Here is a 14133-nt window from a genome sequence, read left to right as displayed (position 1 = left end):
GGGGACCGGCTTCCGGAGCGGTGGACGGCCTTCGTAGACTGGAGGACGTATCCCTGACGTCCTCTGCTTGGAGAAACCTCGATGACCGCTGCGCCCGGCGCCGACGTGAACACTGCCGCACTGAACGACCTCGATCCCGAGGTCGCCGAGGCCATGGCCGGCGAGCTGTCGCGTCAGCGCGACACGCTCGAGATGATCGCGTCGGAGAACTTCGTGCCGCGCGCCGTCCTCCAGGCCCAGGGCAGCGTCCTGACCAACAAGTACGCCGAGGGTTACCCCGGTCGTCGTTACTACGGCGGCTGCGAGAACGTCGACGTCGTCGAGGACCTCGCCCGTAACCGCGCCAAGGAGCTCTTCGGCGCCGATTTCGCGAACGTGCAGCCGCACTCGGGTGCGCAGGCGAACGCGGCGGTGCTCATGGCGCTGATGACCCCCGGCGAGAAGCTGCTCGGTCTCGACCTCGCGCACGGCGGCCACCTCACGCACGGCATGAAGCTCAACTTCTCCGGCAAGCTGTACGACGTCGCGTCCTACGGGGTCAGCAAGGACGACCACCGCATCGACATGGACGAGGTCCGCGACATCGCGCTGCGCGAGAAGCCGAAGGTCATCGTCGCCGGCTGGTCCGCCTACCCGCGCCACGAGGACTTCGCCGCCTTCCGCTCCATCGCCGACGAGGTCGGTGCCTACCTGTGGGTCGACATGGCGCACTTCGCCGGTCTGGTCGCCGCAGGCCTGCACCCGTCGCCGGTGCCCTACGCCGACGTCGTCTCCACCACCGTGCACAAGACCCTCGGTGGCCCGCGTTCCGGCCTGATCCTCGCCAAGCAGGAATGGGCGAAGAAGATCAACTCGGCCGTCTTCCCCGGCCAGCAGGGCGGACCGCTCATGCACGCGATCGCGGCGAAGGCCGTCGCGCTGAAGATCGCCGCGAGCGACGAGTTCAAGGACCGCCAGCGGCGCACCCTCTCCGGTGCCCGGATCATCGCCGACCGCCTGTCGCAGTCCGACGTCGCCGACAAGGGCATCTCGGTGCTCACCGGTGGCACCGACGTGCACCTGGTCCTGGTCGACCTGCGCAACTCGCAGCTCGACGGCCAGCAGGGTGAGGACGCCCTCCGCGAGGTCGGCATCACCGTCAACCGCAACGCCGTGCCGTTCGATCCGCGTCCCCCGATGGTCACCTCGGGCCTGCGCATCGGCACCCCGGCGCTCGCGACCCGCGGTTTCGGCGACGAGCAGTTCACCGAGGTCGCCGAGATCATCGCGCAGACGCTCGTCGGTGGCGCCGACGCCGAGTCGCTGCGGACCCGCGTGAGCGCCCTGGCACAGTCCGTGCCGCTGTACGAGGGCCTCGAGGACTGGCGTCTGATCTGACGGCTTCCTGCTGTCGCCGACCGGCCCGCACCGATCTCCGGTGCGGGCCGGTCGGCGTACCAGGGGTCGAGACATCCCACCGTAGGGCTGGTTAGGGTAGCCTACGCATGCCGACACTGTCGGTGCCCGCACGCGTACCCCGAACAGCAGAAGGAAGTCGCATGGCCATCCCGAGCATCGATCCGTACGAGTTGCCTACCAGCGACGAGATTCCCGCTGCTCGGGTGGACTGGACGATCGATACGTCCCGCTGTGCACTGCTGATCCACGACATGCAGAAGTACTTCATCGACGCCTACCGGCGCGATGCCGAACCCCTCGCGACCGTGGTGCCCAACATCGTCCGCCTCCGCGAGGCGTGCCTGGCCGCCGGTATCCCCGTCGTCTACACGATGCAGCCCGGCGACCAGCATCCGTCGCGTCGCGGCATCCTTGCCGACTTCTGGGGCGTCGGGCTGAGCACCGGCCGCGACACCGAGGTCATCGACGAACTGACCCCCGGCCCGGACGACATCCAGGTCACCAAGTGGCGCTACTCGGCGTTCCAGCGCACCGACTTCCGTCAGCTGCTCGCGCACAACGGCCGCGACCAGCTCATCGTCACCGGCGTCTACGCACACATGGGCTGTATGCTCAGCGCCGCCGACGCCTTCATGAGCGACGTCGCGCCGTTCATGGCCCTCGACGCCACCGCCGACTTCTCCCGCGACGAGCACCTCATGGCGCTCCAGTACGTCGCCAAGCGGGTCGGCCGGGTCGAGACCACGGACGCGCTGATCGAGTCGATCACCGCGTCAGCGCGTCGCCGCGACCGCGAGACCGAAGAACTCACCGCATCGCTGCGCTGACCGGCACGGTCCGAGAATCGGGAACTTCAGCACATGCAGCGAATTCTTCTGTCCGGCAAGATCCATCGCGCGACCGTCACCCACGCGGATCTGCACTACGTCGGATCGGTGACGATCGACCGCGACCAACTCTCACCGCGCTGACGCGGGAAGCGATTTCGGTGCTCTCGACGTCGCCAGGCGCGGTCGAGAACACCGAAACAGAGCACACAGGAATCGCCTAGGTGGTGCCGCGACGACGCGCCTCGAGCGTCTCGACGGCCTGCTCGCGCAGCAGCCGCAGGCGGGCCAGCGGGCGATCGGACTCGGGGCTGCGCCAGTAGCCCGACGCGTCGAGCATCGGCTTGGCGATGCCGAGTCGCTTCGACACGGCGCGCAGTTCCTTCACGATCGACGCCTCGCCGGCGATCCACATCCAGCCCTCACCGCCGCGCGGCGCACCCGACTCGACGGCCTCGGCGAGCACGGTGGCGTCGGAGACGCCGGGACGGCTGTGCACCCACGTCACGCCCGCGAGATCGGACTGTTCCTCCTGCGGACCGTCGACCAGCGCGAAGGCGTGCATCGGCACCGTGCCACCGTAGGTCTCGACGAAGCGCCCCAGTGCGGGTAGTGCGGTCTCGTCGCCGGCGAGCAGCCACCAGTCGGCGCCCTGCGGCGGGATGATCGCGACCTTGGGTCCCGCGAGGTGGAGCACGCTGCCGGGTTCGGCGGTGCGGGCCCAGTTACCGGCGGGGCCGTGTCCGTGCAGGACGAAGTCCAGATCGAGCTCCCCGGCCACGGGATCGAAGCGACGCACCGTGTAGGCGCGGGTCACGGGTGCGGGCTTGCGGGGCCAGTGCAGGTGCCCGTCGTGCTGTTCGGGCAGGGCAGGGGTGTCGCTGCCGGGTTCGGGCAGGAAGATCTTGACGTAGTCGTCGGCACCCTCGGTGGTGAACGCCGGGGCATCGTAGTCGCCGCTGCGGAAGGCACCGAGCTGCTCGCCGCCCAGGGTGATCCGACGCATCCGCGGTGTCACGTCCACCGCGCGGAGCACGGTCAGGCGCCGCAGGACGATGGGCAGGGAGACGCGGGTCGGGGGCGTCGTCACCGGCATGGTGAGCTCCTTCCGGACGGGACCGGCCGGACAATTCGGGCGGGCGCGTCGCTGCTGGTATGGTTAGGCGGCCCTAACTATATCTGGACGGAGGGGCGGATCCGAGGGGGCGGGTCCAGGAATGCCGAGGAGTACCCGTGGAATCGATCGTGCCTCTGCCGTTGACCGCTGCCCAGGCGGGAATGTGGTTCGCGCAGACGATCGACCCCTCGAACGCGACACTCGTCACCGGGCACTTCCTCGAGATCGACGGCGCCATGGATCCGGATGTGCTCGCCCGCGCCGTCCACACGGTCTTCGACGAATCCGCCGGACTGCGCGCCCGGATCGCCGTCGTCGACGAGGTGCCCGTCCAGTTCCCCGGTGCCCATCCGGCGCCGGAGATCGAGGTCACCGACCTCACCGCCGACGCCGATCCGCGGTGGACGGCCGTCGACACGATGCGCGCGATCCTGCGCGTGCCGATGGATCCGACGGCCGAAGCCGGCATCGGCGCCCGGGTGTTCGTCCTCGGACCGGACCGTGTCCTGCTGTTCCTGCGCGCCCACCACGCCTTGCTCGACGTCTACGGCTACAGCCTGGTCGAACGCCGCATCGTCGCCGTGTACACCGCACTCGTGCGCGGCGAGGACGTCCCGCCCGCGACCTTCGGCTCCGTCGAGCAGGTCGTCGCCGAGGACGAGGAGTACCGCAGCGGCGAGCGCATCGTCGCCGACCGCGACTTCTGGACCGAGACGCTGCATGGTGCACCCGACGCGCTCGGCCTCGCGGAGACCGCGGTGCCGGCCGCGTCCTCGCTCGCCCGCGCGGTGGTCACCGAATCGGTGCAGGTCCCCGGGGACGTCGCCGAGGCGCTCGACGTAGCGGCACGCCGCGCCGGGGTGGGCTGGCCCGACCTCGTCACCGCCGCGACCGCCGCCTATCTCGGCCGGGTCACCGCGGTCCGCGACGTGGTGCTCGGCTTCCCGGCCATGAACCGGATGGGCAGCGTCGCCGCGAAGGTGCTCACCACCGCCGTCAATGTCGTGCCCCTCCGCATCGAGGTCGCTCCGGAGGCGAGTCTCGCGGCGCTCGCCGCCGACGTGCGCGCCACCGTCGCTGCGCAGGGACGCCACAGTCGCTACCGGGGCGAGGACATCCACCGCGACCTGCGTCTGCCCGCGACCAGTCCCGGTCCGGTGGGCCCGACGGTCAACATCAAGCCGTTCGGCGACACCGTGCGATTCGGCGACGCGACCGCCACCGTGCACTCGCTCGCGCGCGGTCCCGTCCACGACCTCGCGGTGGTCGCCCGTCGTGTCGACAGCACCCGCGCACTCGAACTGACCCTCGACGCCGACGCCGACCGGTACACCGCCGAGGAGGTTGCCGGTCACGCCGCGGCCATCGCGCGACTGCTCACCTTCGCCGCCCGGGAGGACGCGGACGAACGTCCTCTCGCCCACGCCGACCTGCTGAACCCGGATTTCCGCGCCGATCTCGAATCCCGTTGGCACGGAGTCGTATCCGAGTCTTTCGCGCCCGACGCGATGGATCTGTTCGACGCGCAGGTGGCCGCCGCCGGTGCCGCACCCGCGCTCGTCGCCGGCGCCGACCGTCTCACCTACGCCGAACTCGACGCGCGCATCGATGCCGTCGCAGGCGAACTCGCACGGGCTGGTGCGCGGTGCGAGGTGACGGTCGCGCTCGCGCTGCCACGCACCGCCGACATGGTGGTCGCGCTCCTCGCCGTGCTGCGGACGGGCGCGGCGTACCTGCCGCTCGATCCCGCCTTCCCCGCCGAGCGACTCGAGTACATGCTCGACGACGCGCGACCGGCGATCCTGCTCACCACCGACGACTTCGCCGACCGTCTCGGCGCATCGACCCCGGACGCCACGGCGGTCTTCCGTGACGGCGTCCTGCACTGGCGCGGCGACGTCCCCGTCGGCACCACACCTTCCGAGCGAGTCGTGCCCGACCAGTCGGCATATGTCATCTACACCTCGGGTTCGACCGGCCGGCCGAAGGGTGTCGTGCTCTCGCGCGGCGCACTCGCCCGCTTCGTCGACGCTGCGACCGATCTCGCCGGAATCGGCACGCACACTAGGCTTCTCGCCCTGACCACCCTGTCGTTCGACATCTCGGTGCTCGAACTGATCGTGCCGCTGTGCCGCGGTGGGGCCCTCGTGCTCGCGGGCGACGACGAGGTGGGCGATCCGGCGGCGCTGGCCGCGCTCGCCGCCACCGAGTCGGTGAACTGCATCCAGGCCACCCCGTCGCTGTGGGGCGCGATCGTCGAACACGACGGTCTGGATCTCGCCGGTGCGGACGTGCTCGTCGGCGGCGAGGCCCTGCCCGCCGTCCTGGCCGGAACCCTCGCCGCGCGAGCGTGTTCGGTCGTCAACATGTACGGCCCCACCGAGGCGACGGTGTGGTGCACCTCCGCTCCGGTCGCGCCGGATCTGCCGTGGACCGGGTCGGTGGGCCGCCCCTATCCGGGAACCGGTGTGCGCGTGCTCGACCGGCAGTTGCAGCCCGTGCCGGTCGGCGCGGCCGGTGAGCTGTACGTCGTGGGGCAGCAGCTCGCGCGCGGCTACCGCGGCCGCCCCGACCTCACCGCGGCCCGCTTCGTCGCCGATCCCTTCGGCGCCGGCCGGATGTACCGCACGGGCGATCTGGTGCGCTGGACCGCCGACGGCACCCTGCAGTATCTCGGACGCGGCGACGACCAGGTCAAGGTCCGCGGACACCGCATCGAGCTCGGTGAGATCGAGACCGCCGCAGCGCAATTCGCCGGTGTGGCGCAGGCCGTCGTGGTCGCCCGGCCCGACGCCACCGGTGCGGCCCGCCTCGTGGGCTACGTGACCGGCACCGACGTCGACAGCGCAGCACTGCACGACTTCCTCCGCACACGTCTGCCCGAGTACATGGTGCCGTCGCTGACGGTCGTGCTCGACGAGTTCCCGCTCACCGCGAACCTCAAGGTCGACCGCAAGGCACTGCCCACCCCGGAGATCGGCGCCCCCGACACCGGTCGCGATCCCGAGACCGCCACCGAACACACCCTCGCCGGTGTATTCGCCGACCTGCTCGGACTCCCGGCCGTCGGTGTCGACGCCGACTTCTTCACCCTCGGCGGAACGTCGCTGTCCGCCACCCGTCTCGTCGCCCGGATCCGCTCGGTGCTGGACGTCGAGGTGTCGCTGCGCGACGTCTTCGACGCTCCCACCGTGGCCGAATTGGCCGTGGTGGTCGACGGCGCGAGCCCGACACGTCCCCGCTTCGTCGCAGGACCGCGACCGGCGCGGATCCCGCTGTCGTCGGCCCAGCAACGTCTGTGGTTCCTCGATCGTGCCCAGGGACCGTCGCCGACCTACAACATCCCCTTCGCCCTCGAACTGCGCGGCCGGCTCGACGCCGGCCTGCTCGACCGTGCGCTGGTGCACGTCGTCGCCCGGCACGAGGTGCTGCGCACCGTCGTCGACGTCGTCGACGGTGAGCCCGTGCAGGTCGTCGCCGACACGCCGTCGACGGTCCTGCAGGTCGCGGAGGCGCGCGACGGGAATGCCGCGGCACTTCTCGACGCGGCCGCGCGGGCATCCTTCGATCTGGGACAGGACCGTCCGTTCCGTGCGCATCTCGTGCGACGCGCACCGGATGACGCGGTGCTGCTGCTCGTCGTGCATCACATCGCCGGCGACGAGTGGTCGGCCGAGACGGTCTTCGCCGACCTCGCCGCCGCCTACGCCGATCTCTCTGCGGGTCGTGTGCCCGACGACGCGCCGCGTCCCCAATACGCGGGCTTCGCGGTGTGGCAGCGCGGTCTCGCCGACGACCCCGCCGCCGCCGTGCTCCGCGACCGCGACCTCGCGTTCTGGTGCTCCACCCTTGCCGGAGCACCGGAGGAACTCGCCCTGCCACACGACCGTCCGCGACCCGCGGTGCCGAGCCACCGCGGCGGCGAGGTACACGTGCAGGTGGGTTCGGAACTGTCTGCGGCCCTTCGGGATACGTGTTCCCGTTCCGGGGCGAGCATGTTCATGCTCACCCACGCCGCCGTGGCCGCCCTGTTCACCGCGCTCGGGGCGGGCGACGACATCGTGCTCGGCGCGCCCGTCGCGGGTCGCGCCGACAGCGGACTCGAGGACATCGTCGGATTCTTCGTCGACACCATCGCCCTGCGCACCGATCTGTCCGGCGATCCCGATACCGCCGAGATTCTGACGCGCGTACGGCACGCCGACCTCGCCGCCCTGGCCCACCAGGAGGTGCCCTTCGACGAGGTGGTCGACGCCGTCGGTGTCACCCCGTCGCTCGCGCGGCACCCGCTCTTCCAGACGATGGTGCAGTACCGCACCGAACCGGTCGTCCCGCAGATCGGCGACACCACCGCGACCGTGTCGTATCTGTCCACCGGCACGTCGAAGTTCGATCTCACCGTCGACTTCGTCGACGCGGACGACGGCCTGTCGATCCGCTTCGAGTACGCCGAGGACCTCTACGACCGTACGAGCGTACGGACCCTCGGGCAGCGTCTGCTGTCGGTGCTCGCGGCCTTCGCCGACCCCGAACCGCGACACCTCTCATCGATCGACCTGCGCACCGACGAAGAGCGCGCCGCCGACACCGTCGCGACGGTGCCCGCCACCACGCAGCTGCTGCCGGACCTACTCGCGGCGGCCTTCGCCGCCCGCCCGGATCACCCGGCGCTCGTGTTCGGCACCGAGACGTCGAGTTATCGGGAATTCGGGGCGCGCGTGCACCGTTCGGCTCGCGCGCTCGCCGAACGGGGTGTCGGGCCTGGCAGTGTCGTCGCGGTCGCGGCGGCACGGTCCGACGCCGCCGTGGTGGCGCTGGCCGCCGTCGTGGTCTCCGGTGCCGCCTACCTGCCCGTCGACCTGTCGTACCCTCCGGCGCGCATCGAGTTCATGCTCACCGACGCCGCACCCGATCTCGTGCTTGTGGATACGGAAGGCGCCGTGCCCGGAGAGGCACCGGAGCTGACCCTCGCCGCACTGGCCGAGGCGGCGCAAGGCTACTCGGACGCACCGATCACCGACCTCGACCGCAGCCGACCGCTGCATCCGGCGGACGGGTCGTACGTCGTCTACACCTCCGGTTCGACGGGTGTGCCCAAGGGTGTCGTCGGAACCGCTGCGGCGCTGGCGAACCGGTTGGCCTGGCAGGCGGCACGCGTCCGCCCGGCCGGCGACGACGTGCGCCTGGCCAAGAGTTCGCTGAGCTTCATCGACGGATCGACCGAGCTGTTCGCCGGTCTTCTCTCCAGCGCGACGATGGTCCTGGCCGACGACGCCGCCTCCCGCGACGCCGAGACCCTCGCCGATCTCGTCGTCCGGCACCGCGTCCGGATGCTCACCGCGGTGCCCAGCCTCGCCGAGACCCTCGCGGCCCTGCGCCCCGAGGCCGCGGAACTCGTCGACACATGGTTCCTCAGTGGAGAACCCCTCGGCACGAGCGTGATCGCGGCACTGCCGGGCGCACGGGTGATCAACTCGTACGGTTCATCGGAGGTCGCCGGCGACGTCACGATCTGGACGGCGCCGGGCTCCGACGTCGACCGCGTCCGCATCGGTGCCCCAGTCGACGGCGTGACCGCGCGCATCCTCGACCGGCACCTGCGTCCCGTCCCGGACGGCGTGACCGGCGAACTCTACGTCGGGGGAGTGCAGTCCGCCCGCGGCTATCTCGGCCGCCCGGATCTGACCGCGGCGCGGTTCGTCGCCGACCCCACCGGCAGCGGCACCCGGCTCTTCCGCACCGGGGACCTGGTGCGGCGCAACGCCTCCGGAGAACTCGAGTTCGTCTCGCGCGCCGACCACCAGCTGAGCCTGCGCGGTTTCCGCATCGAACCCGGCGAGGTCGAAGCCACATTGCTGCGGCACCCGGCGGTGACCGCGGCCCTCGTCACCGTGCGCCCGTCCGCGTCCGGGACCGATCTGCTCGTCGGTTACGTCGTCGCCGATCCGGCCGCGCCGCGTTCGGCGGCCATCGACCTGCAGGACCATCTGCGGACCGTGGTGCCGGACTACATGATTCCCTCGGTCTTCGCCGTGCTCGACGCCATGCCGACCCTGCCCAACGGCAAGGTCGACCGCGCGGCTCTGCCCGATCCCGCACAGAGCCACAGCACGCGCGAGGCGACCGACGACGAACGCGTCGTGTGCGAGGTGCTCGCCGAACTCCTCGGTGTCCGCCAGGTGGGCCCCGACGACGACTTTTTCGCCCTCGGCGGCAATTCGCTCCTCGCGACACGTCTGTCCGCGGCGCTGCGCATGCGCACCGGCCGGAACCCGTCGATCCGCGACATCTTCGATCTGCGCACCCCCGCGCGACTCGCGGCGACGGTCCCGGCCACCGCCGTCGGACCCGAACTCGTGCGCCGCGACCACGCCGATCTCGTCCCGATGTCGGCGGCGCAGCGCCGGCTGTGGTTCCTCTTCCGCCTCGAGGGCGCGTCGGCGACCTACAACATCCCGTACACGATGCGGCTGCGCGGCGCGCTCGACGTCGACGCTCTGCGGGGTGCCCTGCAGCACCTGATCGCCGGGCACGACACGCTGCGCACGGTGTTCACCGAGCCGGACGAGGACGACGTCGAGCAGATCGGCTACCAGCGGGTGCTGCCCGCCGAGGACTGCACCGTCGACCTGCGGATCGTCGACGCCGCCCCGGCGGATCTCGACGTGCTGCTCACCGAGGAGGCGGGCCGTCCGTTCGATCTCGCCCACGACCTGCCGATCCGCGCGACGCTCGTGCGCACCGCTCCCGACGACGCGCGCCTGTTGGTGCTCGTGCACCACATCGCCGCCGACGAGTGGTCCGCCACGCCGCTCGTCGCCGACCTGTCCGCCTGGTACGCGCACGTGACCACCGGGGCACCCGCGCCTGCGCCGCTGCCGGTGCAGTACCGGGACTTCACTCTCTGGCAGGACGAACGTCTCGGTACCGGGGACGAGTCTCTGCGTGAGGTCCAGACCGAGTACTGGGCACGCGTCCTCGACGGCGCACCCGAGGAACTCGCCGTTCCGCACGACCGGCCGCGCGGGGCCGTCAGCAGTTACCGCGGCGGCGCGGTCCCGTTCACCGTCGACCCGCGCACCCGGGAAGCACTCGCCGACATCGCCGCCGAATCCGGCGCGACGATGTTCATGCTCACCCACGCGGTCGTCGCAGTACTGCTGCGCGCGCACGGCGCCGGGGACGACATCGTCCTCGGCACTCCCGTCGCGGGTCGTCCCGACGCCGCCCTCGACCGGATCGTCGGCTTCTTCGTCAACACGCTCGTGCTGCGCACCGATCTGTCCGGCGACCCCACCGTCCGCGACCTGCTCACGCAGGTCCGGGAGGTGGACCTCGACGCCTATGCTCACCAGGACCTGCCGTTCGAGGTGCTCGTCGAACGACTCGCCCCGGCACGGTCGCTCGCACGCCAGCCGCTGTTCCAGATCATGGTGCAGTACCGCGACCGCCTCGACGAGATCCGCATGCCCGGACTCGACGCCGAACCGGTCTTCGTCGAGACCGGCACGTCGAAGTTCGACCTGACCTTCGACCTTGCCGAGACCGACGACGGCGGGATCCGCGGTCGCATCGAGTACGCGACCGACCTGTTCGACCGCGGCACCGTCGACGGATTCGTGCAGCGACTCACGGCTCTGCTGGCGGAGATCGCGGCGAATCCGGACGCCTCGCTGTCGCAGTTGAGCGTGCTCACCGTCGACGACCGGAAGGCATTGGTGGCAGCGGAGATCGGCACGGTCCGAGACGACGGTCCCGATCGCACGGTCCCCGAGCTGTTCTCGCAGCAGGTCGCTGCGACACCGGATGCCCTCGCGCTCGTCGACGACGCCACCGGACGGCGGTGGACCTACGCCGAACTCGACCGTGCCGTCGCCGCTCTGGCCGGGCATCTGCGTGCCGTTCCCGGAGTAGGAATGGATGCCGTCGTGGCCGTGGCGATTCCGCGCAGCACCGCTCTCGTGATCGCCCTCCTTGCGATCCACCGCGTCGGTGCGGCCTATCTGCCGCTCGACGAGAACTATCCCGCCGAGCGACTCGCGTACATGCTCTCCGACGCGCAGCCCGTCGCGGTCGTGGCGGCCGCCGGTGTGGCGATGACCTTCGACTCCGGTGTGCCGGTGCTCGAGGTCGACGAATCCGGTTCCGTCGGAACCGATCCCGCAGATCCGGTCGCAGCACCGACCGTGATGCCCCTCGACTGCGCGGCGTACGTGCTCTACACCTCCGGATCCACCGGAACCCCGAAGGGTGTCGTCGTCGGCCATCGCGCCGTGGCCAACCGGCTGCGGTGGATGCAGGACGAATACGGTCTCACCGCCGAGGATCGGGTGCTGCAGAAGACCCCGTCCGGATTCGACGTGTCGGTGTGGGAGTTCTTCTGGCCGCTGATCACCGGCGCCACGCTCGTCGTCGCGACCGCCGACGGTCACCGCGACCCGCATTATCTGCGCGCTGTGATCGCCCGGCAGTCGATCACCACGGCGCACTTCGTGCCGTCGATGCTCGCGGCGTTGCTCGACGTGCTCGCCGCCGAGCAGGACCGGGCACTGCGCCTGACCCGGGTGATCTGCAGTGGTGAGGCGCTGACCGCCGACCATCGCGACCGCTTCCACACCCTCGTCGACGCCGAACTGCACAACCTCTACGGCCCCACCGAGGCGGCCGTCGACGTCACCGCGGCACCGATTCCGGCGCAGGACATTCCGTGGGTCCCGATCGGACGGCCGATCGACAACACCCGCACCCTCGTCCTCGACGAGCGGCTCCGGCCCGTGGCGCCGGGCGTCGTCGGCGAGTTGTATCTCGGCGGTGTCCAGCTCGCCCGCGGCTACCACCGGCGCGCGGGCCTGACGGCGGGCCGGTTCGTCGCCGACCCCTACAGCGACGCGGGGGAGCGGCTCTACCGCACCGGCGACCTCGTGCGGTGGCGCGAGCGCGGCGCGGGCCTCGAACTCGACTACATCGGCCGCGCCGACGGGCAGGTCAAACTCCGCGGCCTGCGCATCGAACTCGGTGAGATCGAGGCGACGCTGGTCGCGCATCCGAACGTCGCGCAGAGCGCCGTCGTGGTGCGCGACGGCATGCTCGCCGGCTACGTGGTGCCCCTGTCCGGGCGCACCGTCGAACCGGCCGATCTACTCGCGCACGCCGCGACCTCCCTGCCCGATCACATGGTCCCGGTGACCGTGACCGTGGTCGAGGTACTGCCGCTCGGACCGAACGGCAAACTCGATCGCAGGGCACTTCCCGATCCGCAACCGACCGCGACGACGCGCCGCGACCCGGAGACCCCCGCCGAGGCCGCACTGTGCGAATTGTTCGAGGAGGCACTGCGTCTCGACGTCGTCGGACCGGACGACGACTTCTTCGCGCTCGGTGGCGACAGCATCGTCTCGATGCAGGTCGTCACGGCCGCGCGCCGCAAGGGCATCGAATTCGGCCCGCGCGAGATCTTCCGGTGGCGCACCCCGGCCGGTCTCGCCGCCGTCGCGCGGTTCGCCGAGACGGAGGAGCAGCCGACGGGCCCCGTGGACGACCGGGAACCGGGCCCGGTGCCCGTGCCGCCGGCCGTGCACGCACTGCGAGAGATCGGTGCAGAGCCGGCCGGAGCCGCACTCGTGTTCGCCGTCGACACCCCGGCGGACGAGGAGAAGGCGACGGGTGCCGTGCGCACGGTGGTCGCCGCTCACGATGCGCTGCGCATGCGGCTCACCCGCGTGGCCTCGGTGCTGTGGTCGCTCGACACCCACCCCGCCGGCGCCGAGGTACCGGTACGGGTCGTCGAGACCACCGACCTCGCAACAGCGGAGCAGCAGGCCCGCACCGAGGCCGCCGAGGCTCTCGACCCCGAGGCCGGACCGGTGCTCTCGGCCGTGTGGCTGACCACCGGGCAGACCGGTCGACTCGTGGTGGCGGTCCACCCGATCGTCGCCGACGGTGTCTCCGTCGGCGTGCTCGCCGCCGACCTGGCTGCGGCGGTCACCGGGGGACCGGTTGCCGTTCCCGCAGCCACCGCGCAGGGACTCGCGACCCGCATCAACGAGCGCGCGCAGGACCCGGCGCTGCTCGGGGAACTGGCGCACTGGGTGCAGGTCCTCGCCCCGGGCGCCGCGCTGAGCACCGCGGTGCTCCCCGTCGGCGATCCGGTCGAGATCGCCGCAGTCGAGGTCAACGCCGGTCCGTCCGGTGGGCAGGACCTCGCTGTCGCGGCAGTGACCGCGTTGGCAGTCGCCGTCGGACGCGTCCGCGAGGCCGCGCCGGCACATTTGCTCGTCGAGATCGAACGCGACGCACGTGAATTCTCCGACGGCGAGCCGGACTGTACCCGGACCGTGGGTCCGTTCGCCGTCGGTGTGCCCGTGCGGGTACCCGTCGCCGACGATCCGGACGCGGTGTCGACCGGTGTGGCCGCCGCCGTGGACGCGGTGCCCGGGGACGGGTCTGGTTACGCGCTGCTGCGGCACCTCAACGCCCAGGCCGCACCGGCCTTCATGGCACTGGCCCGGCCCGACGTTCTCGTCCGGATCGACACGGTGCCGACGGAGCGGCGGACCCCGTGCGGGCGCGCCCTCGAGCTGTCGGTGCGGATCGAGGAGAAAGCGGGCGGTCGTATATTCACAGCCACGATGCGGTCGGACGGACGAATTTCCTGCGAGGAGATCCGAGGGCTGTCCGAGGCCTGGACGACGGCGATGAACGCGCCGGTGGGAGCAGGTTTCAGCACCCCCTCGGGCGCCTAGTATGGTTAGCCTAACCATTAGCTAGTCGGTATGCGCCCGCGGTTCGTCG

The 14133-nt window shown here is 71.1% G+C and carries 4 protein-coding genes and 1 pseudogene; 4 read left to right on the top strand and 1 reads right to left on the bottom strand.

Features of this window, described 5'->3' with window-relative positions; translation table 11 throughout:
- Positions 1-81: 81 nt before the first annotated feature.
- The 3 genes and pseudogenes from glyA to ACQR3U_RS20960 form a co-directional block, all read left to right on the top strand.
- The gene (gene glyA, locus ACQR3U_RS20970; protein WP_230811383.1) at positions 82-1377 is read left to right on the top strand and encodes a serine hydroxymethyltransferase; all 1296 of its coding nucleotides are present in this window, start codon (positions 82-84) and stop codon (positions 1375-1377) included.
- Between the two features lie 161 nt (positions 1378-1538).
- Positions 1539-2225, top strand: coding sequence for an isochorismatase family protein (locus tag ACQR3U_RS20965; RefSeq protein ID WP_039584592.1), 687 nt, complete (start codon positions 1539-1541; stop codon positions 2223-2225).
- A 33-nt stretch (positions 2226-2258) separates the two neighbouring features.
- Positions 2259-2360 (top strand): annotated as a pseudogene (locus ACQR3U_RS20960) (aspartate 1-decarboxylase); the annotation flags it as partial.
- Positions 2361-2445: 85 nt separating this feature from the next.
- On the opposite strand, the gene ACQR3U_RS20955 reads toward ACQR3U_RS20960, so the two are convergent.
- Positions 2446-3321 (bottom strand): siderophore-interacting protein, encoded by an 876-nt coding sequence (locus ACQR3U_RS20955; protein ID WP_230811384.1) that lies wholly within the window; start codon positions 3319-3321, stop codon positions 2446-2448.
- Positions 3322-3458: 137 nt separating this feature from the next.
- Here ACQR3U_RS20955 and ACQR3U_RS20950 point away from each other — a divergent pair, with 137 nt between their 5' ends.
- Entirely contained in the window at positions 3459-14084 is a 10626-nt protein-coding gene (locus ACQR3U_RS20950) for a non-ribosomal peptide synthetase (RefSeq protein ID WP_230811385.1), read from the top strand.
- Positions 14085-14133: the final 49 nt, after the last annotated feature.

This window comes from Rhodococcus sp. IEGM1339 (genome assembly GCF_050321925.1).
In the GTDB taxonomy this organism is placed as follows: domain Bacteria; phylum Actinomycetota; class Actinomycetes; order Mycobacteriales; family Mycobacteriaceae; genus Rhodococcus; species Rhodococcus pyridinivorans.
This window is presented reverse-complemented; position numbering and strand designations above follow the sequence as displayed.